At 43.8% G+C, this 25,961-nt stretch carries 3 protein-coding genes; all 3 read left to right on the forward strand.

Annotation, left to right across the window (positions count from 1 at the left end):
- The first annotated feature begins 310 nt into the window (after positions 1-310).
- The 3 genes from PL11201_RS26060 (at position 311) to PL11201_RS13445 (ending at position 25,960) form a co-directional block, all read left to right on the forward strand.
- Positions 311-6,940, forward strand: coding sequence for a non-ribosomal peptide synthetase (locus PL11201_RS26060; RefSeq protein ID WP_144017749.1), 6,630 nt, complete (start codon positions 311-313; stop codon positions 6,938-6,940).
- Complete coding sequence (locus tag PL11201_RS26065; RefSeq protein WP_144017750.1) at positions 6,937-18,147, forward strand: non-ribosomal peptide synthetase; 11,211 nt, start codon at positions 6,937-6,939, stop codon at positions 18,145-18,147. Before PL11201_RS26060 ends, PL11201_RS26065 begins: the two co-directional genes overlap by 4 nt.
- 115 nt (positions 18,148-18,262) lie before the next feature.
- On the forward strand, positions 18,263-25,960 hold the full coding sequence (locus PL11201_RS13445) for a non-ribosomal peptide synthetase (protein ID WP_079679345.1): 7,698 nt from the start codon (positions 18,263-18,265) through the stop codon (positions 25,958-25,960).
- Position 25,961 lies beyond the last annotated feature (1 nt).

The following is a 25,961-nucleotide window of genomic DNA, read 5'->3' on the forward strand; positions in this document are numbered from 1 at the left end:
ATCCTAGTAATAAACGTAAATCTCTGACCAGTAAAGTATAATCCTTAATTGTGCAGAAAAGTAAATTGATAAAAAGAATAGGTTTCAACAATCACTGTTCTTTTGTCAAATACATTCTGATTATAGTTGGATTAGCTATTATCAGAAATTATAATAATTCAATTGCTAGTATTCTCTAAGAATGGTATATAAGTGGTAGGGATAATTAACAGATCAAGCCACGGCACAAGTGATCATAGCAAGTTTCCGATCAAAATTTTGGAGGGATGTCCTGCTGCTGTGTGTCCGTAACAATTCTAAGGAAGCCCAGATGAACGAAACTGCCGAAAAAAGTTACCCACTTTCCATGGGTCAAAAAGCTATGTGGTTTATCTACCAAATGGCTCCAGAGAGCGTTGCTTATAATATATTTATTACAGTAAAAATTAATTCAAATTTAGATATTAATACTTTTATCGATGTCTGGAATCAGATTGTTCAACGCCATTCTATTCTTAGAACTGTCTATACTGTTCATGAAGGTAAACCGAGGCAGCAAATTAATCAGCAACAGCCATTTAATGTTCAGATAACCGATGCCTCCTGTTGGAGTGAAGATCAATTAAAAGAAAAAATATTTGCTGAAACCGACCGACCTTTTAACTTAGAAACCGATTCAGTTATCAGAATTAATTTATTTACTCGAACAGTAAAAGAACACATTTTCCTCCTAACACTGCACCACATTACCGGGGATTTACGGACTGCTGATTTACTGATTTGTGAATTTCAATCTGCCTATGCCTTTGAGATCAAAAAAGTTAGTCAAGGGCAGACTGCGTTCAGTGAATCTGCTTTGAAAAAAAATAATTCTTACAAATCCTATATAGAATTTGTTAACTGGCAGTTAGAAATGCTGTCTAGTGCAAAGGGAGAAAAACTTTGGCAATACTGGCAGGAAAAATTAGCCGGGGAATTGCCAGTTTTGAATTTGCCCACAGACAAACCTCGTCCACCCGTAAAAACCTATCAAGGAACTACCCATATTCTGAAGTTAGATCAAGTATTGATTGACAAAATCAATCATCTAGCTCTAGTTTATGGAATCAGTCTTTATAATCTTCTACTAACAGCATTCTATGTATTAATTTACCGCTATAGCAATCAAAAAGATATCCTAGTAGCAACTCCCATGAGAGGTCGGAGTGGGAGAGATTTTCAAGGGTCTATTGGATATTTTGTTAACCGTGTCATCCTGCGAACTTCCCTAGAGGAAAACACCACCTTTGAACAATTAATTACTCAAGTGGGTCTTATGGTAAAAGCAGCCCAGAGACATCAATATTATCCTTTTTCTTTATTAGTAGGAAAACTTCAGAAACCGCAATATCCAGGTTATTCTCCTTTGTGTCAAGTGGGTTTTACTTGGCAATTAGGTTTTACTTGGCAGTCACAAAATAGGTCTGAATCTTTATTGGATATGATTCACTATCCCCTCGGACTTCAAAGAGGTGCAGACTTAGACTTGAATTTAATGGTAATGGAAGCTGAGGAAGTTTTCCAACTCTGTTGGCAATACAATACTGACTTATTTGAGGCTACTACAATTGCCCGCCTATCCGGGCATTTTGTCACCTTGCTTGAAGGCATTGTGACTAATCCTAAACAGCCAATTTCCCAGATACCAATTCTAACAAAAACTGAAGCACAGCAGTTATTAGAAACCGAGAATAATATTCAAGTTAACTATCGCCAGGATCAATGTATTCATCAGTTATTTGAAGAACAGGTTAAACGGACTCCTGATCATGTAGCCTTAGTGTTTGAAGGTCAACAATTAACATACACTGAACTGAATAGTCGTGCTAATCAGTTAGCCTATTATTTGCAATCTTTAGGAGTCGGAAATGATGATTTAGTCGGGATTTGTGTAGAACGTTCTTTAGAAATGATAGTGGGATTGTTGGGCATTCTCAAAGCAGGTGGAGCATACATACCGATTGATCCTGATATCCCCACCGAGCGTGTTAGTTTCATGCTTAAAGATACCCAGGCTAAAATTCTATTAACCCAACATTCCCGGCTACAAAGCATAGGAGAACCAGCTATTACCGTTGTTTGTCTGGATACAGATTGGCAAAAAGTTGCCCATTTAGAAACAAAAAATTTAGAAAATATTGCCGAACCCCAGAATTTAGTTTATGTAATTTTTACCTCCGGTTCTACCGGGCAACCTAAAGGTGTAGCCGTTGAACACCGACAATTAATCAACTATGTACAGGCTATTCAAGAAAAACTTCTCCCCGAACCAGAAGGTCAATACGCTTTAGCCTCTACTTTGGCGGCGGATTTAGGGAATACAGTGATCTTTCCCTGTTTAACTAATGGCGGTTCTCTACATATTCTCTCCACAGAAACAGCCTCAGATTCCCAAGCATTTCTCACCTATTGCCAAGAAAATTCCCTTGATTATCTCAAAATTGTTCCTTCCCATTTAACTGCTCTCCTATCCTCGGCTCAATCTCACACTCAATTACCCTGGCAACGATTAATTTTAGGGGGAGAAGCTGCTAATTGGAATTTAATTGAAAAACTGTCAATTCATGCTCCCCAATGCCGAGTTTTTAACCATTACGGGCCCACAGAAACGACAGTGGGAGTATTAACCTTTGATGTAAATTCTGATCCAGAAGCTAACAGTTTCTATCCCAGTCAAACCGTTCCTTTAGGTCGTCCCCTACCCCATAGCAAAATCTATCTACTTGACCCCTATCTACAACCTGTTCCCGTTGGTGTAGCAGGGGAATTGCATATTGGTGGTGCAGGATTAGCGCGAGGCTATCTTAACCGTCCTGAATTAACCCAAGAGAAATTTGTTTCCAATCCTTTTAGTCCCGATTCTGAGGCTAGACTTTACAAAACTGGGGACTTAGCCCGCTATTTACCTGATGGAAACATTGAATATTTAGGACGTATTGATCATCAGGTAAAAATTCGGGGATTTCGGATTGAATTAGGAGAAATTGAAGCCGTATTAAATCAACCAGATGAAGTGCAAACTGCCTGTGTGATTGTGCGGGAAGATCATCCGGGAAATCAATTACTTGTTGCTTACATTGTACCCAAGCTAGAAGGAGATATTTCGACTTCCATCAGTAACTCAATGGTGAGTGAATTACGGCAATTTCTCAAGACAAAACTGCCAGATTACATGATTCCCAATGCCTTTGTGATTCTGGAATCTTTGCCCCTAACTCCTAATGGAAAAGTAGATCGCCGTGTCCTACCTATTCCTGATTTACAGAGTCAAAAAACAGATGAATATGTGGCTGCACGGAATGCTATTGAGGAAATGTTAACTGAAGTTTGGATACAGATACTAAAAGTAGAAAAAATTGGCATTCACGATAACTTTTTTGACCTGGGAGGTCACTCGTTATTAGCAACACAACTGGTGTCGCGGATTCGTTCTAATTTTCAAGTGGAATTACCCCTGCGTCATCTTTTTACGGCTCCAACTATAGCTGAATTAGGGCAATTAATTAAACAGTTAAAACAGCAACAAACACTTCAAATAACATCAGGGAAGGAATTAGAATTAACTTCTTCCCTGGGATCTTCTCTGGTTGAAATCCCCATTTTACCCCGACCCCAAAATGCCGAACTTCCCCTATCTTTCGCCCAAACTAGACTCTGGTTTTTAGATCAATTTGAGCCGAACAGCGCTTTATATAATGTTCCCCTTGCCCTCCGTTTAGAAGGAACTCTCAATCTTGAAGCATTAGAACAAAGTTTAGGAGAAATAATTCGTCGCCATGAGGTACTACGGACTAACTTTATTACTGTTGATGGACAACCAATTCAAGTTATTCAACCCGAATCAAAATTAGGAGAAAAAAGCCCGATATTATCACTGGTGGATTTGAGCTATTTACCAACAACGGAAAGGGAAAAAGCTGTTCAGGATTTTGCCCTACAGCAAGCCATTCAACCCTTTAATTTAGCAGAAGATTCCCTACTAAGAACAACTTTAGTCGTGTTGTCGGAAACAGAAAAGGTGTTGCTGATTTCCATGCACCATATTATCAGCGATGGTTGGTCAGGGGGAGTATTGGGGGCGGAGTTAGCCACTCTGTATAATGCCTATTGCCAAGGGTTGCTTTCTCCTTTAAATAACTTAGATATTCAGTACGCGGATTTCGCTATTTGGCAAAGACAGTGGCTACAAGGAGAAGTCCTGCAAACTCAACTTAATTATTGGCAAAAGCAACTCACAGACGCCCCCGCTTTATTATCGCTGCCCACAGACCGCCCTCGTCCGGCAATGCAGAGCTTCCGTGGGTTACATCAAGAGTTCGCCCTTTCGACGGAGTTAAGCCAAAAATTAAACCACCTAAGTCGTGGGCAGGGGGTAACACTGTTTATGACCCTGTTGGCTGCTTTTGATACGCTGTTGTACCGCTATACTGACCAGGAAGATATTGTAGTTGGCTGTCCTATTGCTAACCGTAATCGCAGGGAAATTGAAGGCTTAATCGGCTTCTTTGTTAATACCTTAGTTTTGCGGGTTGATCTTTCGGGTAATCCCAGTTTTGAGCAGTTATTAATTCGCCTTCGAGAAGTGGCGATCGCAGCCTATTCCCATCAAGATTTACCCTTTGAAATGCTAGTAGAAGCATTGCAACCCCAACGGGATCTTAGCTATACACCGCTATTTCAGGTAATGTTTGCGCTTCAGAATGCCACGGAATCCGCCCTAGAAATGACGGGTTTAACAATGAGTTATTTACCGAGGGAAAATGCTACGGCTAAGTTTGATTTGACCCTATCATTAGATAACACTAATCAGGGATTAGTCGGAGTTTGGGAATACAATACTGACTTGTTCGATGCTTCCACAATTGAACGCATGACAGGACATTTTGTTACTCTATTGGAAGGTATTATCGCCAATCCTAAGCAACGAATCTCCCAGCTACCTTTATTAACAGAAATTGAACAACGCCAATTATTAATTGATTGGAATAATACTCAAGTTGATTATTCCCAAGATCATTGTATTCATCAGTTATTTGAAGAACAGGTTAAACTTACACCCGATGCGATCGCTGTGGTATTTGAAGATCAACTATTAACCTATCGTGAATTAAATATCCGTGCTAACCAACTAGCCCATTATTTGCAATCTTTAGGAGTAAAAGCTGATAGCTTGGTTGGTCTTTCTGTCGAGCGATCGCCTCTGATGATTGTAGCTATTTTAGGCATCCTCAAAGCTGGAGGAGCTTATGTACCGCTTGATCCCGCCTATCCCAGTGACCGTTTAAACTTCATGGTCGAAGATGCCCAACTTGCGATTTTATTAACTCAGGAGCAATTACTAGAGTCTATTCCTAAACATTCGATGACGGACAAGACACCCATCCCAGAGATTATTTGTTTGGATAAAGATTGGGGAAAAATTGCTCAAAAAAGTGACTCTAATTTGGAAAATGCAGTTAAGGCGAGTAATCTGGCTTATGTGATCTATACTTCCGGTTCTACGGGTAAACCCAAAGGAGTTTTAGTCAGTCATGCTCAGGTTGTCCGTTTGTTCAAAGCAACGGAATCTTGCTATCACTTTAATAACCAAGATGTTTGGACGTTATTTCACTCCTACGCCTTCGATTTCTCAGTTTGGGAAATATGGGGAGCCTTACTTTATGGTGGACGATTGGTAATTGTGCCTTATTGGGTGACGCGATCGCCCGAATCCTTTTATCAGTTGTTATGTCAAGAGCAAGTAACAATTCTTAATCAAACCCCTTCCGCCTTCCGTCAGTTAATTCAACTGGAACAGGGAATGGGGAGCAGGGGGGCAGAGGGAGCAGGGGGAGCAGAGGGAGCAGGGGAGCAGGGAATGGAAGATGATTTAAGGTTGCGTTTGGTGATTTTTGGGGGAGAAGCCTTAGAAATAAAGGGTTTACAGCCCTGGTTTGAACGACACGGCGATCGACATCCGCAGTTAGTGAATATGTACGGGATTACGGAAACCACCGTCCACGTCACCTATCGTCCCCTGACTCAAGCGGATTTGCAAAGCACCGCCAGTGTGATTGGACGTCCGATTTCCGACTTACAGGTTTATCTATTGGATCGGTATTTGCAACCTGTACCCGTTGGTATTCCAGGGGAAATATACGTTGGCGGGGCGGGGGTAACTCGTGGTTATCTGAATCGTCCTGAACTGACGGCGGAACGGTTTATCCGTGATCCTTTTAGTTCCGAACTGGCAGAATCTAGGTTATACAAAACCGGAGATTTAGCTTGTTATCTGCCCAATGGTGAATTAAAATACTTGGGACGCATTGACAATCAAGTGAAGATTCGGGGATTTCGGATTGAATTGGGAGAAATCGAGGCTTTACTGGCACAACATCCGATGGTCTGGGAATGCGTGGTCACGGTGCCCGAAGATCAAGATCAACGCTTGGTTGCTTACGTCGTACCCCTATCAGGAGAATCGCCCTCCGTCAGTGAATTACGCAGTTTTCTCAAGGAAAGGCTACCTGATTACATGATCCCAAATGCGATCGTTTTTTTGGAGTCTTTACCCTTGACCCCCAGCGGCAAAGTTGATCGCCGCAATTTACCTACAACCCATCTACCTAATGAACGGACAGACAATTTTATCCCCCCCCGCACTCCCATAGAGCAGACCCTAGCACAAATTTGGCAAGAAGTTCTGAAAGTAGAACAGGTCGGTATCCAGGACAACTTCTTTGAACTGGGAGGACATTCCCTTCTAGCGACCCAAGTAGTTTCGCGTATCGGTGAGCTTCTCAAGGTGAAGCTCACCCTACGGACTTTGTTTAACTCGACGACCTTAGCTGATTTGGCAGGATCGATCACCCAGTTGCAGCAAGAAGGTTCAGACCCAACTATTTTAAAGACTCCACCGATCCTACCCAGAAGAAAACGATGAGCTTTGACGAACTCCCCCTATCATATCCTCAACAACGTTTATGGTTCTTAGACCAATTAGACCCGAATAGTTCTCTGTACAATATTCCTTTAGCCCTACACCTAGAAGGAAAACTTGATCACCAAGCCCTAGAACAAAGCTTAGGGGAAATTATTCAGCGTCACGAAGTTCTACGGACTAATTTTATTGTGATTGATGGCGAGCCTAGACAGGTTATTCATAGTCAGATTCCTTGGAAAATAACTCAGGTAGATGGGCAAGAGTTACCCAGTATTTCAACAAAGCTGACCACAGAGAATCAGCAAAAACAAAGGAGTCAGGAGTGGATCACAAATCAGGCGGCACAACCTTTTGATCTAGCCAAAGATCCCTTAATCCGGGCTAGTTTAGTCAAACTATCACCCGACGAACATCTGTTATTGATCTGTATGCACCACGTCGTCAGTGACGGCTGGTCAATGGGTATTTTTATTCAGGAATTAACGGCTCTTTATAATGCTTATTCCCAAGGTTTACCCTCACCTCTGGCTCCGCTAGAGATTCAGTATGCCGACTTCGCCCTTTGGCTCATAGACTGGTTACAGGGGGAGGTACTCGATCAACAATTGAGTTATTGGCGGCAACAACTGGCTAATGCTCCGACTTTGTTACCTCTGCCAACGGATAGGCCCAGATCGGCAGTGCCGGGTTTAAAGGGTTCTCGCCACGAATTTTCCCTTTCCCCGGAACTGACCCAAGCCCTCACTCAAATGAGTCAAAAACAGGGGGTGACTTTATTTATGACCCTCTTGACCGCTTTTGATATTCTGCTTTACCGCTATACAGGTCAAGAAGATATTCTGGTGGGTTCTCCTATTGCTAATCGGGAGCAACGGGAATTAGAAGGCTTAATCGGCTTTTTTGTTAATACTTTGGTATTGCGTACCGATCTTTCAGGGAATCCTAGCTTTCAGGAGTTATTGAAACGAGTTCGAGAAATGGCGATGGATGCTTATGCCCATCAGAATTTGCCCTTTGAAATGTTAGTAGAAGCCTTGCAGCCGGAACGGAATCTGAGCCACAATCCTCTATTTCAGGTTATGTTTAGCCTCCAGAATAATCCTTTATCTGCTTTGGAATTAAGGGGATTAACGGTTAGCCCCTATCCCCTAGAAAGTAGAACGGCTAAATTTGATTTAAGTTTGGGAATGGAGGAAACCAGTCCTGGAAATCCGCCAGGTGCAGGAATAATCGGAATCTGGGAATATAATACGGATTTGTTTAATCATAGCACAATTGAGCGATTGTCGGGGCATTTTATTAATTTATTAGAAGGAATTATTGCCAATCCTAAACAACCTATTTCCCAGTTACCATTATTGGCGGAACGTGAGCGTCAGCAATTATTAATTGAGTGGAATAATACTCAAGTTGATTATCCTCAAGATTTATTGATTCATCAGTTATTTGAAAAACAGGTAAAACTCACACCCGATGCTGTAGCCGTAAGTTTTGAAGCTCAACAACTGACATACAGTGAGTTGAATAGTCGCGCTAACCAATTAGGCTATTATTTACGGTCTTTGGGGGTAAAAGTTGATAGTTTGGTGGGAATTTGTGTGGAACGTTCCCTAGAAATGATTGTGGGAATATTGGCAATTCTCAAAGCGGGTGGAGCCTATATTCCGATTGATCCGAATTATCCCCAAGAGCGTATCGCTTATATTCTCGAAGATACTCAACTCAGGATTTTACTGACTCAAGAAAGACTATTGCTTCACTTACCAGAAGTTGAAAAAACAATCTGTTTGGATAGGGACTGGTCAAGAATTGCCGAACAGATTACAGATAACCCGATTACCGAAGTTCAGCCCCATCACCTCGCCTATATTATCTATACATCGGGTTCGACGGGTACACCCAAAGGGGTGATGATTGAACATCGGTCGCTGATTAATTTTGTCCTAACTGTCAGTCGAAAATACGGTTTAAAACCCAATGATCGGATTCTGCAATTTGCTTCTATCTGTTTTGATGTATCAGTTAAGGAGATATTTTCCTGTCTGATAGTTGGTGCGGGGTTGGTGCTGCGGACTGAGGAAATCTTAGAAGATGATCAGGTTTTTTGGCAGCGTTGTCGGGACTGGAAATTAACGGTTTTGAGTCTGACCACTGCTTTTTGGCATCAGTTGGTGGCGGAACTTAAACCCCAGGATTCCCGTATTCCTCAACATCTGAGAATGATGATTATTGGGGGAGAAGAAGCTCAACGGTCAAAGGTCGAGGATTGGTACGATAGTGTTGCCCATTTCCCCAATCCACCCCAATTATTTAATGCTTACGGGCCAACAGAAGCGACGGTTGCGGTTACTCTGCATCGGTTCGATTCGGTGGCTACCGATGTTTTAATTGGCCGACCCATTAGTAATACTCAAATCTATATTCTGGATCAATACCTACAACCAGTACCCATTGGCGTGGCCGGGGAGTTACTAATTGGTGGTGCGGGATTAGCCCTGGGCTATCTTAACCGCCCAGAATTAACACAGGAAAAGTTTATCCCCAATCCGTTTAATCCCGATCCAGATTCTCGTTTGTATCGGACTGGAGACTTGGCACGTTATTTACCTAACGGGAATATTGAGTATTTGGGACGGATTGACAATCAGGTGAAAATACGGGGTTTCCGAATTGAGTTGGGAGAAATTGAAGCGGTATTAAGTCAACATAGTGAAGTTAAAACGGTTGTTGTGGTTGCCCGTGAAGATGGGATAAACGAGAAACGCCTGGTGGCTTACATAGTGCCGCATTCGGAACCCCCCCCAACCCCCCCTTATCAAGGGGGGGCGCAGAGCCGAGAAACCCCAAACCATCGGCAAGGGGGGGCCGTAGAGACGTTCCATGGAACGTCTCTACGGGAGTTTGTAAAAGCTCAGTTACCTGAATATATGGTACCTAGTGCTTTTGTGATCTTGGAGTCTTTGCCCCTAACTACCAACGGAAAAGTTGATCGCGCGGCCTTACCTGCTCCTGATTTACACAGCCCAGACAAATATGTAGCTCCGCGCAACCCGATTGAAGAAATTATGTCCCAAATTTGGGCAAAAGTCCTGAAAGTAGAAACGAGCTTGGGCATTTATGATAATTTCTTTGAACTGGGGGGACACTCCCTACTCGCAACTCAATTGGTTTCGCGCATCCGCAAGGCTTTGAAAGTGGAATTACCGTTGCGTGAGTTGTTTACCGCCCCAACAATCGCCCAATTGACGCAAGTTGTTTCGCAGTTACAGCAACAAAAATTAGAACTGAGTGCCCCGCCTATTTTACCGAGGGCTACAGATGCCGAACTCCCCCTATCTTTTGCCCAAACTCGCCTTTGGTTTTTGGATCAGTTCGAGTCGAATAGTTCTTTTTATAATATTCCTTTGGCTTTGCGTTTGGAAGGAACTCTGAATCAAGCGGCTTTGGCCAAAAGTTTGGCGGAAATTTGCGATCGCCATGAAGCTCTCCGCACTAATTTTATTACCGTTGATGGTGTCGCTAGTCAAGTTATTCAAAGGTCAACGCATTGGAGATTAGCCGTTGTTGACTTGCAGGATTTATCGGGCAGTGAACAGGAAATTGCTGCACGGGAGTTAGCACAAAAAGAGGCTGTTCAAACTTTTGACTTAGCGAATGGTTCTCTAATCAAAGCAACTTTGGTGGTTTTATCAGATACAGAGCATATTCTTTTAGTGTGTATGCACCACATTGTTTCTGATGGTTGGTCAATGGGGGTGTTTGTTCAGGAATTAACAGCACTCTATAACGCATACATTCAAGACTTACCTTCACCTTTAAAACCGTTACCGATTCAGTATGGTGATTTTACCCTCTGGCAAAGACAGTGGCTTCAGGGAGAGGTACTGCAAAATCAGTTAGATTACTGGCAAAAACAATTAGCCGGGGCGCCCGCCCTATTATCCCTACCCACAGACCGACCCCGCCCCGCCGTACAGACTTTTTCAGGGGCTCATCAACAGTTTTCCCTTTCCTCTGAACTCACTCAAAAGCTGATCAAGCTGAGTCAGGATCAAGGGGTAACATTATTTATGACCCTATTAGCCGCTTTTGATATTTTGCTTTACCGTTATACGGAACAGGAGGATATTTTAGTAGGAACTCCCATTGCTAACCGTAATCGCAGTGAACTTGAGGGGTTAATCGGCTTTTTTGTCAATACCTTAGTATTAAGAACGGATTTATCAGGCAATCCGACTTTTAGCGAATTACTAACTCGGATTCGGGAAATGGCGATCGCTGCTTATGCCCATCAGGATTTACCCTTTGAAATGTTAGTGGAAGCCTTACAGCCAGAACGGGATCTGAGCCACGCTCCCTTGTTTCAGGTGGATTTTCTGCTTCAGAATGGGCCAATATCTCAGTTGGAACTAACGGGTTTAACTGCTAACCCTTTAGCCACGGAAAATGCTACAGCTAAATTTGACCTAACCTTGGGAATTGAAAATACAGGACACCAATTGTTAGGGGGATGGGAATACAATACCGATTTATTTGATAGCAGCACTATTGAGCGAATGACGGGGCATTTTGTCAGGTTACTAGAAGCAATTGTTGCTAATCCACAACAGCAAATTTCCCAGTTACCTTTACTAACAGAAATTGAACAACAACAGTTATTAATTGAGTGGAATAATACTCAAGTTGATTATCCCTTTGATCAATGTGTTCATCATCTATTTGAAGACCAGGCTAAACTTACCCCCGATGCGGTGGCCGTTGTTTTTGAGGATCAAGAGTTAACCTATCAACAATTGAATGTTCAGGCTAATCAGTTAGCTCATTACCTCCAATCTATTGGTGTGAAACCAGAGGTATTAGTTGGTATTTATCTGGAGCGATCGCTATTTGTGATTGTGGGATTATTAGCCGTCCTGAAAGCGGGTGGAGCCTATGTGCCTTTAGATCCCGATTATCCCCAACAGCGATTAGCGGATATGTGTGCAGACTCCCAGATTTCCGTATTGCTGACTCAGGAAACGTTACTAAATTCCTTGCCCATAGAAGGAGTTGAAGTGGTTGTCCTAGATGGGTCATCGGAGGTGTGGACTGTTCAAAGTCAAGAAAATCCCCATGTAGAGACGTTCCATGGAACGTCTCTACGGGGCCATGGCGCGTCTAATTTGCTTTGTGTGTTATATACCTCCGGCTCCACCGGAAAACCCAAGGGGGTAATGCTGACTCACGAGGCATTAGTTAACCACAGTTGGGGGATTAGTGAAGTCTTTGGTCTGACTAGCCGTGATCGTGTTTTACAGTTTGCCTCCTTTGGTTTTGATGTAGCAGCAGAGGAAATTTTTCCCACCTGGTTAAAAGGTGGAACGGTGGTATTAAGACCCGCTCAAATGTTCCCGACCTTGGCGGATTTTGCCAATTTTATCGAAGAAGAAAGCCTAACTCTATTGAATATTACTCCCGCCTATTGGCATGAATGGGCGATCTCGGTATCTCAAGGCTTCGCTACCGTGCCCACCAGTTTACGTTTAGTGGCGGTGGGGGGAGATGCGGTTTTACCAGAAACCGTTAGCCTATGGCAGCGACTCGTCGGCGACCGGGTGAGTTGTCTGAATGTTTATGGCCCCACGGAGGCTTCGGTGACAGCCATCGTCCATGATTTGCTTGATCCGCAGTCAGAAAAAATGAATTCGGTGCTGATTGGTCGTCCGATTGCCAATACTAAGGCTTATATCCTTGATCGTAACCTTCAACCCGTCCCCATTGGTGTCAAAGGGGAATTGCACCTTTGCGGAGTTCGTTTAGCCCGGGGTTATTTGAATCGCCCAGATTTAACCGAGAAAAAATTCCTGAATAATCCCTTTGATAAATCACCCTTTGATCGTTTATATAAGACGGGGGATTTAGCTCGTTATCTAGCCGATGGCCGGATTGAGTGTTTTGGACGGATTGACAATCAGGTCAAAATTCGGGGCTTCCGCATTGAGTTAGGAGAAATTGAGGCGGTACTAAACCAACATATTGATGTCCAGATTTCCTGCGTGATCATCCGCGAGGATACCCCAGGAGATAAATATTTAGTCGCCTATGTGGTATCCGAACGGATACCGATGATTAGTGAACTCCGTCAGTTTCTCGCTAGTAATTTGCCCCTGTATATGGTTCCCCAGGCTTTCGTGTTTATGGAGTCCTTGCCCCTGACCACGAACCGTAAGGTTGATCGGGCGGCTCTCCCGGCACCGGATTTGTACAGTAACCGTCGTGACCGCTATGTGGCTCCTCGTAATCCGATGGAGGAAATGCTGGCTCAAATTTGGACACAGGTGCTTAAAGTCGATGCTGTGGGCATTTATGATAATTTCTTTGAAATTGGGGGCCATTCCCTATTAGCGACCCAACTGGTTTCCCGAATTCGGAGTCTGTTTAAAGTAGAACTTCCTTTAAGAAGTTTATTTGGGGCGGCGACAGTGGCAGAACTAGCTCATTTGATTGAACAATTAAAACAAGAAAATTTATCACCAATTACACCTATTTTACCAAGGGCGAAAGATGCGGAATTACCCCTATCCTTTGCTCAACAGCGTTTATGGTTTTTAGATCAGTTGCAGCCGCATAGTGCTTTATATAATATCCCCCTGGCTTTGCGTCTAGTAGGAACTCTAAATCAGTCGGCTTTAGAACAAAGTTTGGTAGCAATTTGCGATCGCCATCAGGTATTACTCACTAATTTCATTGCTGTTGATGGTCAAGCAACTCAAGTTATTCAGAGTCAAACAAATTGGAAATTAGCAATAGTCGATGGCCGACACCTCCAAGAAACCCTTGAACAATTCGTAATTAGCCAAGCAACTCAACCCTTTGACCTAGCCAATCAAACCCTAATCAGAGCCACCTTAGTAGTGGTATCGGAGACCGAACATCTTTTATTAGTGTTCATGCACCATATTGTCAGTGATGGTTGGTCAATGGGGGTATTTATCCACGAACTGACAACCCTGTACAACGCCTACAGTCAAGGTCAGTCAGCTAACTTAGCTCCCCTACCGATTCAGTACGCCGATTTCGCCCTTTGGCAAAGACAGTGGTTGCAAGGGGAGATACTAGAAAATCAGTTAAGTTACTGGCAACAACAGTTAACAAACGCCCCGGCTCTGTTATCCCTACCCACAGACCGACCCCGACCACCAGTACAAACCTTTGTGGGCTCGTATCAAGAGTTTGCTATGACCTCGGAACTCTCCCAGTCCCTGATCAAACTGAGTCAGCAACAAGGAGTAACATTGTTTATGACTCTGTTGGCGGCTTTTGATACCTTGCTTTATCGCTATACAGGACAATCAGATATTTTGGTGGGGACACCCATTGCTAACCGTAATCGCAGTGAAATTGAGGGCTTGATTGGCTTTTTTGCTAATACTTTAGTCCTGCGGACTGATTTATCAGACAATCCTAGTTTTAGCGAATTACTAACTCGGGTTCGAGAAGTGGCGATGGATGCCTATAGTCATCAGGATTTGCCCTTTGAAATGTTAGTAGAAGCCTTACAACCCGAACGAGATCTTAGTCATACACCGCTATTTCAAGTGGCGTTTGTACTTCAGAATGCGCCCTGGTCTGAAGTAGAAATGATCGGGTTAACCGTTAGTGATTTACCCATAGAAAATGCTACAGCCAAGTTTGATTTGACTTTGGCGATCGGGAATACAGCTAAGGGATTAGGGGGTGTATGGGAATATAATACGGACTTGTTTGATCGCAGCACTATTGAGCGATTGGCGGGTCATTTTATTACCTTGTTAGAAGGTATTGTGGCGAATCCTCAAGAGCAAATTTCCCAATTGCCTTTATTAACAGAAATTGAACAGCAACAGTTATTAGTTGATTGGAATAATACTCAAACCGAATATCCCCAAGATCATTGTATTCATCAGCTATTTGAAAAACAAGCAGAACTCACACCCGATGCCGTAGCAGTAGTATTTGAAAATCAACAACTGACTTACCAGCAATTGAATATTCGCGCTAATCAATTAGCCCATCACCTGAAATCTTTAGGAGTAGAAACTGACAGCTTAGTCGGGATTTGTGTAGAACGTTCTTTAGAAATGATTGTGGGATTATTGGGTATTCTCAAGGCGGGAGGAGCTTATGTACCTCTCGATCCAGATTATCCCACCGAGCGCTTAAAATTTGTGATCGAAGATGCCTTAGTTTCTCTGTTACTGACCCAAAAGCGAGTTATTAATCGCTTACCAGAACATCAAGCAAAATCTGTTTTTTTAGATGAACTCTGGGAGGAAATTGGCCAAAATTCCCAGGATAATCTGACTACAGCCGTAACAGCTTCTAATTTAGCTAATGTGATTTACACTTCCGGCTCCACAGGTAAACCCAAAGGGGTGATGGTTGAACATCAAGGTTTGTATAACTTAGCTCAGGCTCAAATTCAGGCTTTTAGCTTGAATTCTGATAGTCGCGTTCTCCAGTTTGCTTCCCTCAGTTTTGATGCTTGTATCTGGGAAATCTTAATGGCTGTGGGATCAGGAGCTACACTTTATCTGGGAACTAAAGACGCTCTGATGCCGGGTACACCTTTAATGGAGCGATTACGCGATGATCGCATTACCCATGTTACTCTCCCACCGTCAGCCTTAGCGGTTCTGCCCTTAGAAAATTTACCTGGTTTACAAACTATTATTGTTGCCGGAGAAGCCTGTGATCCCGAACTGGTCAAACAATGGTCAACGGGACGAAACTTCTTTAACGCCTATGGGCCAACGGAGGCCAGTGTCTGTGCCACGCTGGCAAAATGTAGTGCTTTTGATTCTAAAGTTACCATTGGTCGTCCGATTGCTAATGTCCAGGTTTATATTTTAGACTCGCACTTACAGCCCCTGCCAATTGGGGTTGCAGGAGAATTGCATATTGGTGGGGCGGGGGTAGCCCGGGGCTATCTGAATCGCCCGGAATTGACACAAGAGAAGTTTATTTCTAATCCCTTTGGCTCTCCCCTTGACTCCTTTGAACCCCCCCAACCCCCCCTTACTAATGGGGGGCTAAAGAGCAATCTTACCAAGGGGGAGGTAGAGAGCAATTTCCCCTCGCTTACCAAGGAGGGGCTAGAGAGCAAATTTCCCCCCCTTGGTAAGGGGGGGCTAGGGGGGGTCAAAGCCGGGGCTAGTAAACTATATAAAACCGGGGATTTAGGCCGATATTTACCCGATGGGAATATTGAGTATATTGGACGCATCGACAATCAGGTGAAAGTCCGCGGCTTTCGGATCGAGTTGGGGGAAATTGAAGCGGTTTTGAACCAACACCCCTTAGTACAGTCAGCAGTTGTGATCGCCCGGGCTGATAGTCATGGTGAACACTCCTCAACAACGGCCATGAATACAGGTCTGGTGGCCTACTTAGTTCCGGCCCTCAAGGGTCAAGTCCTACCTGAACAACTGGCCGAATGGCAGAGCGAGTACGTTAGTGATTGGCAAAAACTCTATGAAGATTCCTATAGCCAATCCCAAGCAGCAACGGATGATCCAACTTTTAATATTAGTGGTTGGAATAGTAGTTATACCGGGCAACCTATTCCGGCTCTGGAAATGCGGGAGTGGGTTGAAAGCACGGTGGGCCGAATTTTGGCAGGGAAACCGCAGCGAGTGTTAGAAATTGGTTGCGGTAGTGGGTTGCTGCTATTCCGTGTCGCTCAACATTGCCAGGAATATTGGGGGGCTGATTATTCCTTGGCTACTATTCGCAATCTGGAGCGGTTATGTGGCACGGTTGAAGGTCTAGGAACAGTGCGGCTATTACACCAAACGGCAGATAACTTTGAAAATATCCCCTCCCAAGCCTTTGATACGGTGGTGATCAACTCCGTAGTCCAGTATTTCCCCAGTGTGGATTATCTGTTACAGGTAATAGAAGGAGCAATAGCGGCGATCGGCGATCACGGTCAGATTTTCCTGGGGGATGTCCGCAGTCTACCGTTGCTAGAGCCATACCATGCCGCCGTACAGTTAGCCCGGGCCGAGTCGGAAAAAACCCTTGAGCAATGGCAAAGACAGGTACATCAGAGTGTCGCCGCCGAGGAAGAACTTCTGATCGATCCCAGATTTTTCATCGCCTTGAAACAGCACTTTCCCCAAATTGCTTGGGTGGAAATTCAGCCCAAACGCGGTCATGCTGAAAATGAGTTAACCCAATTCCGCTATGATGTCACCCTGCATCTGGGTGGCAATGTGCAAAATTCGGCAGTTACCTGGCTAAATTGGCAACTCGACCAACTTTCATACGCTCAACTGCAAGATAAGCTGAAATCGGAACAGCCAGAACGTTTGGGGATCAGGGATGTACCGAATCAACGGGTACAGCCAGCCCTACAAATTTTGACCTGGTTGGAAAATCCCCCAGCCGTCGAGACGGTGGGACAACTGCGACAACTGTTAGGACAACAGACCCCCCCTAGCCCCCCCTTAGTAAGGGGGGAAGTAGGGATCAATCCTGAGCAGTTTTGGCAACTGGGGCAGGATTTGGGCTATACAGTCCACCTGAGTTGGTGGGAAAGCAGTCAGAATGGTTCATACGATGCGGTTTTCTGTCGCAACGGTTCAACGCCGAAACCTGTCCTGAGCGAAGTCGAAGAACCTGACGATTATGAAGCGATCGCTTTTTGGGATAATCAGACAGTTACGGCTAAACCCTGGACTGACTACACCAACAATCCCCTATACGGTAAGTTGGTTCAGAAGCTAGTACCACAAGTGAGGGAATTTATCCAACAAAAACTACCAAGTTATATGGTTCCCCAGGCTTTTGTCCTGCTCAACGCTTTGCCCTTGACCCCCAATGGTAAAGTAGATCGGCGGGTATTGCCCACACCTAATACAGCTTCTATCAGTCTTTCCACAGGCTTTGTTTCTCCTCGAACCGATATTGAAGCTCAAATGGTGCAAATCTGGAGTGAGGTTTTGGGATTAGAACGGATTGGAATTAAGGACAATTTCTTTGAAATAGGAGGACATTCTCTATTGGCGACTCAAGTTGTCTCTCGTTCCCGCGATATTTTCTCGGTGGAATTGTCCTTACAAAATTTGCTGGAGTACCCAACAATCGCTAATTTAGCCCAAATTATTCAGGTACTTACGGTTGCACAGGATGGTCAACTAGCTATTACCGAAACCTCAGAAGATTATGAAGAAGGAGAATTATAAATCCTTATTCCCCATTCCCCATTCCCCATTCCCCATTCCCCATTCCCCATTCCCCATTCCCCATTCCCCATTTCCCATTCCCCATTTCATNACTAATTAAAAAGGTAATTTGCCAGTGAAAGTATTAGAATTTTTATCTTATTTGAATGGTTTAGAAATTAAACTTTGGCTTGAGGAAGATAAGTTACGCTATCATGCTCCCAAGGGCGCAATGACACCGGAAATTAAAGCAGAAATAGGGACAAGAAAAGCTGAAATTCTGGAATTTTTAAAAGACGCCAAAAAACCTTCCAGTGCTGTTGAATTAGCGATTATTCCGGTTTCACGGGATCGGGATTTACCCCTTTCCTTTGCTCAACAGCGACTCTGGTTTCTGCACCAACTTTCACCCGATAGTCATTCCTATAATCTCTTAGAAGCTTTGCGGTTAGCAGGCCCCTTAAATCTGGTAGCATTGGAAAAAAGTCTAACTGAATTGATTCGCCGTCATGAGGTTTTAAGAACTACTTTTCCCATGGTAGAAGGAAAACCAATTCAGCGAATTGCTCCCCCCTCAATAGTAACTTTGCCGATTCAGGATTTACAGGGGTTATCGACGGAGGAACAAACCGAGCGTCTTCGAGAAGTGGCGATCGCAACTTCCTTAAAACCTTTAGATCTCGCTGGGGAATCATTGGTACAATTTACACTCCTTCAACTGAGTTCCGAGGAGTATGTACTGCTGTTGAAGATGCACCACATTATCTATGATGGCTGGTCTTTGAGTATCTTTTTTCGCGAACTATCTTGTTTATATGAGTCTTTTGTTCAAGGTTTACCCTCTCCCCTGGCGGAATTGCCGATCCAGTACGCTGATTTTGCGGTTTGGCAACGTCAATGGTTAACGGGTGAAGTCCTCGACCGACAACTCAACTACTGGCGGGAACAGTTAGCCGGGACACCGACCGTTTTAGAACTCCCAACAGATTATCCCCGCCCCGCAGTTCAGAGTTTCCGAGGTAATGGTGAGGTTTTTCGACTTGATCGAGCCTTAAGCCAACGGCTCAAGCAGTTGAGCCAGGAGTCAGGGGCAACTCTGTTTATGACCCTATTGGCAGCTTTTTTCGTCTTAATTTCTCGTTATAGTCGTCAGTTAGATATTGTTATTGGTTCTCCGATCGCCAACCGCAATAGTTCCGCCATCGAGCAACTGATGGGATTTTTTGCGAATACCCTAGCTTTAAGGGGCGATCTCTCTGGAAACCCTAGCTTTCTGGACTTATTAGCACGGGTGAAGCAAACAACTCTAGCAGCCTACGCTCATCAGGATTTGCCCTTTGAGATGTTGGTGGAAAAGTTGCAGCTAGACCGGGATTTGAGCCGGAATCCTCTAGTACAGGTGATATTTTCTCTCCAAAATACCCCTCAATCCGATAGCAAATTGTCGGGTTTAAGTATCCAAAATTTGCCTTTATCTATTGATATTCAAGCCAGATTTGACCTGGAAGTGAACTTCTGGGAAGTTTCCGACTGTCTGGAAGCGGTTTGGTGTTATAGCACGGATTTATTTGCTCAGGGCACGATTACACGGATGGGTGGGCATTTTCAAACTTTATTAGAAGCGATCGCAGTTAATCCCAGAATCGGAATTTTTGAGTTGCCTTTATTGAGTCAAACCGAGCGGGATCAATTATTAATTGAAAGTCACCAAACTCCAACCGAATATCCCCAAGATCAGTGTATTCATCAGTTATTTGAAAAACAGGCAGAACTCACACCCGATGCCGTAGCAGTAGTATTTGAAAATCAACAACTGACTTACCAACAATTGAATAATCGCGCTAATCAATTATCCCATTACCTAAAATCTTTAGGAGTAGAAATTGACAGCTTGGTCGGGATTTGTGTGGAACGTTCTTTAGAAATGATTATAGGATTATTGGGTATTCTCAAGGCGGGTGGAGCCTATGTACCCCTCGATCCAGATTATCCCCAAGAACGTCTAAGCTTTATGCTGACGGATACTCAGGTAAAAGTCCTGTTAACTCAGGAGTCTTTGGTTTCTTCTTTTCCAACCCATCCAGCCCGTGTCATCTGTTTAGATAAAGATTGGGAGACCATTAACCAGCAAAGTCAAGATCATCTTAATATTACGGTTTCTGCGGATAACCTAGCATACATAATTTATACCTCTGGTTCTACGGGTAAACCCAAAGGCGTTGAAATTGTTCATCGTAGCGTTAATCGTCTTTTGTTTGGCGTAAATTACGTTAATCTCGATGCCAAACAAAGATTTCTACAAATAGCAACTATGGCGTTTGATGCTTCCACCTTTGAGATTTGGGGAGCTTTATTGCATGGGGGTAGATGTGTTCTTTTCCCGGGAAATATGCCTACAGCGAATGGTCTCAGGGATGAAATAGAGCAACATGGGATTACTATTTTATGGCTGACGGCGGCTTTATTTAACGCCATAATTGATGATCACCCCCAAGCATTATCAGGAATTAAACAGCTACTAATTGGTGGAGAAGTGCTTTCGGTTGCTCATGTTCAGAAAGCCCTGGAAGCCCTACCATTTACGCAAATCATTAATGGATATGGCCCGACAGAAAGTACAACTTTTACTTGTTGTTATCCTATTCCTAGACAACTTGAGACCACTATAAAGTCAATTCCCATTGGGAAGGCGATCGCTAATACCCAAGTTTACATTTTAGATAATTATTTGCAACCAGTTCCTGTAGGTGTACCAGGAGAATTACATATTGGCGGGGCTGGGTTAGCCCGGGGCTATCTTAACCGACCGGAATTGACACAAGAGAAATTTATTTCTAATCCCTTTGGCTCTCCCCTTGACTCCTTTGAACCCCCCCAACCCCCCCTTACTAATGGGGGGCTAAAGAGCAATCTTACCAAGGGGGGGAAAATCCCCCTTGGTAAGGGGGGGCTAGGGGGGGTCAAAGCCGGGGCTAGTAAACTATATAAAACCGGGGATTTAGCTCGATATTTACCCGATGGGAATATTGAGTATATTGGACGTATTGATCATCAGGTGAAAATACGGGGCTTTCGGATTGAGTTGGGGGAAATCGAAGCCATACTGAGTCAACAGGTTGGTGTCCAATCAGCTTGTGTGATTGTCAGGGAAGATACACCAGGGGATAAACGTCTAGTCGCTTATGTTGTCCCAAAACCAGAGGTAACGCTGGAAATAGATGTAATACGTCAATTCCTCAAGGCTAAATTGCCCGATTACATGATTCCCAGTGCTTTTGTGATGCTCGAAGCTCTACCTTTGACTCCCAATGGCAAAATTGATCGCGCCGCCCTACCCGCCCCCGATTCCCAGGGCCAAGGTGAATATCTGGCTCCCCGTAATCCCATTGAAGAAAAACTAGCCCAGATTTGGTCTGAAGTCCTGAAATTAGAACGGGTCAGCATTGAAGATAACTTCTTTGAAATAGGAGGTCATTCTCTGTTAGCTACCCAAGTTATTTCTCGCTGTCAACAGGCTTTTGATATTGCCTTGCCGTTACGTTATCTGTTTGAATATCCAAAAATTTCTCAGTTAAGTAATATAATTTTAGATGAATTGCAAACTGGATTAGGTCTAAAGGTTCCGGCGATTGTGCCTGTTGATCGAGACCAAGATATTCCCCTATCCTGGGCGCAGGAACGTCTGTGGTTTGTGAATCAATTAGAGGGAGAAAGTGGAGCCTACACCATTGATTTAACCCTACGTTTGGTAGGCGATCTCAATATAAAAGCCTTAGAACAGGCTTTTAAAACCCTTGTCCAACGCCATGAACCTCTACGGACTCAGTTTAAACTCAAGGATAATAAACCCATCCAGGCGATCGCTCCTAGTATAAATTTCACATTGCCTGTCGTTAATATTCAGCCTGGACAACAATTAGAAACTCTGTTAACAGCAGCCGTCTGTGAACCCTTCGATTTAGCCAATGGTTCCGTTTTGCGAGTCAAATTATGGCAAGTGGCAAACAACGAGTATGTCCTGTTATTAGCCATTCACCATATCGCGGCGGATGGTTGGTCGTTGGGGGTTTTAATCAGTGAATTATCAGCCTATTATCGAAGTTTCTCCACAGAAACAGTAGCCGATTTACCCCCTCTACCAATACAATATGCCGACTTTGCGGTATGGCAACGCCAGTGGTTGACAAATGAGATATTAGAGCGTCAATTAAGTTACTGGGAACAACAGTTAACCGGAGTGCCACTTCTGCACCAACTCCCCACAGACCGCCCCCGTCCAGCTATACAGAGTTTTCGAGGCGCTACGGAGCGACTGCAACTCGATAATCAGCTTACACAACAACTTAAACAGCTGAGTCAAAAGTCTGGCACTACCCTGTTTATGACTTTGTTGGCGGGTTTTGCCGTCTTACTGTCTCGCTATAGTGGACAAACGGATCTGGTGGTTGGCTCACCGATCGCTAATCGTAACCGTACAGACATTGAGGGATTAATTGGCTTTTTTGTCAATACTCTGGCTTTAAGGTTTGATCTGTCCAAGGAACCAAGTTTTGAGGCTTTTCTGGCCCAGGTACGACAAACTACCCAAAACGCCTATGACCATCAGGATTTGCCCTTCGAGATGTTAGTCGAAGAATTGCAATTAGAACGACATTTGGATCGTAATCCTTTAGTACAAATTGTCTTTGCTCTCCAGAATGCTCCCGATTCCGCCTGGGATTTGCCCGGGGTCAAAGTTGAAGATATGGCATCGGGACTAGATTCGGTGCGGGTTGACCTGGAGGTCTATCTATGGGATTTACCCGATGGATTAAGTGGCTACTGCTCTTACAACCGTGATTTATTTGATCCTGAGACCATCTCCCGGATGATGGAACATTTCCAGACTTTGTTAGCAGCAATTGTTGAGAATCCCCAGCAATCGGTGGCCCTACTACCCTTACTGAATCCGGGCGATCGCCAGCAATTATTAGAAGCGTGGAACAATACAGAAGCCGATTATCCCTATAACAAGTGTATTCACCAGTTATTTGAAAAACAGGCACAACTTACCCCGTCATCGGTGGCGGTGGTCTTTGAAAATCAACAGTTGACCTACGCTCAATTGAATAGTCGGGCTAATCAGTTAGCCCATTATTTACGGTCTTTGGGTGTGGGAGCCGATCAGCTTGTCGGTATTTGTGTAGACCGATCGCCCTTAATGATAGTGGTATTATTAGGAATTCTCAAGGCGGGGGGAGCTTATGTACCCCTTGACCCGGAGTATCCCATGGAGCGTCTGAGCTTTATGTTGGAAGACAGTCAAGTGGCGTTACTACTAACCGAACAAACACTAATTGAGAAGTTACCGCAACATCAAGCAAAATCCGTCTTTTTAGACAAACTCTGGGAAGAAATTAGCCAAAATCCCCAGGAAAATCTGACTACAGCCGTAACAGCTTCTAATTTAGCTAATGTGATTTACACTTCTGGCTCCACGGGTAAACCCAAAGGGGTGATGGTGGAACATCAAGGCTTGTATAACTTAGCTCAAGCTCAAATTCAGGCTTTTAGCTTGAACTCTAATAGTCGCGTTCTCCAGTTTGCCTCCTTCAGTTTTGATGCTTGTATCTCGGAAATCTTGATGGCACTGGGATCTGGAGCTACACTTTACCTGGGAACTAAAGACGCTCTGATGCCGGGTACACCTTTAATGGAGCGATTACAAGCGTATGGCATTACCCATATTACTCTCCCACCGTCTGCCTTAGCAGTTCTGCCCTTAGAAAATTTACTTACTTTACAAACTATTATTGTTGCAGGGGAAGCCTGTGCTCCCGAACTGGTCAAACAATGGTCAGTGGGACGAAATTTCTTTAACGCCTATGGGCCAACGGAGGCCAGTGTCTGTGCAACGGTGGCAAAATTTAGTGCTTTTGATTCAAAAGTCACCATTGGTCGTCCGATTTCTAATGTCCAGGTTTATATTTTAGACTCGCACTTACAGCCCGTGCCCATTGGTGTTCCGGGGGAATTGCATATTGGTGGGGCGGGGGTAGCCCGGGGCTATCTTAACCGCCCGGAATTGACACAAGAGAAGTTTATTTCTAATCCCTTTGGCTCTCCCCTTGACTCCTTTGACCCCCCCCAACCCCCCCTTACTAATGGGGGGCTCAAGAGTAATTTCCCTCCGATTACCAAGAGAGAACTAAACAGCAATTTCCCCCCGATTACCAAGGGAGAACTAAACAGCAATTTCCCCCCCATTACCGAGGGGGGGCTAAAGAGCAATTTTCCCCCCCTTGGTAAGGGGGGGCTAGGGGGGGTCAAAGCCGGGGCTAGTAAACTATATAAAACCGGGGATTTAGGCCGATATTTACCCGATGGGAATATTGAGTATATTGGACGGATTGATCATCAGGTGAAAATTCGGGGCTTTCGGATTGAGTTGGGGGAAATCGAAGCCGTACTGAGTCAGAATGAGGTTGTTAAAGTAGCTTGTGTGATTATCAGGGAAGATCATCCTGGGGATAAACGCCTAGTCGCTTATGTTGTACCACAACCTGATATGACACCAACAACTAGGGATTTGCGTCAGTTTCTTACCCATAAACTGCCTAGCTACATGATTCCCAGTGCTTTTGTGATTCTGGAGTCTTTGCCCCTAACTGCCAACGGCAAAGTTGATCGCAGAGCTTTGAAAGCTCCTGATAATACCAGTGATTCAGAGAGATTTATTGAAGCGCGGAACCAATTAGAATTAAAATTGGTGCAAATCTGGTCAAAAGTGATAAAAATTGACAAAATTGGTGTGCAGGATAACTTTTTTGATCTAGGTGGTCATTCCCTTTTGGCTCCCTATTTAATGACCGAAATTAAACAGCAATTTAACAAAGATATTCCGTTAACTACGCTTTTTCAAAATCCAACTATTGAACAGTTAGCAACAATTATCCAAACAGATTCAGATCACAATCATCAGTCCTGTTTAGTCGCTATTCAACCTAATGGTTCAAATCCACCTTTCTTTTGTGTTCCAGGAGCGGGGGGACGACCATTTTATTTATATCATTTAGGACGTTATTTGGCAGCAGCAGATCAACCCTTATACAGTTTTGAAAATGATCTGTATCGGGAATTAGGATCGATTACTAGCATTGAAGATATAGCTAGTATTTATATTAAAGCTATCCAAGATTTTCAGCCCCAAGGCCCCTACTTTTTGGGCGGACATTCCTATGGAGGAAACGTCGCGTTTGAAATGGCTCAACAGTTGCAAAAACTGGGACAGGAGGTTGCTTTGGTAGCAATTATTGATTCTTCAGCACCGACCTATAAAGATAAGCAAATGCTGATTGATTATATTAATTGGGATCATGCAAGATGGTTAGCTGAAGTTAGCAAAGGTATAGAAGTTTATTTAGACAAGAATGTAGATATTTCCTACAATACCCTGCAACCTTTAGCTGTGGAGGAACAATTAAAATATGTTTTAACCTATTTTAAAATGGCTAATATGTTGCCTCCCCATGCCGAAACTACCGAACTGGAAAATATCGTACAAGCCTATAAAACTAGCTGTTTATGTCTGGTTGATTATTTACCAGAACAGATTTATCCGGGTCAACTTACAATTCTACGCGCTAACGAAGATTTGCCAGAAGATCCCAATAGTGAGTTAGTTTCTGAATGTTCACAGGATTTATCTTTAGGCTGGAGTGAATTTTCTACGGAACCAGTAGATATTCATTATGTATTGGGTAATCATATCACTATTATGGCAGAACCTCATGTTCAAGTTTTAGCCGAACAGTTAAAAGTTTGCATCAATGCCAAATATTCAAAGTCCCATTAAT

Origin of the sequence: Planktothrix sp. PCC 11201 (assembly GCF_900009135.1) — a bacterium.
Taxonomy (GTDB): Bacteria; Cyanobacteriota; Cyanobacteriia; order Cyanobacteriales; family Microcoleaceae; genus Planktothrix.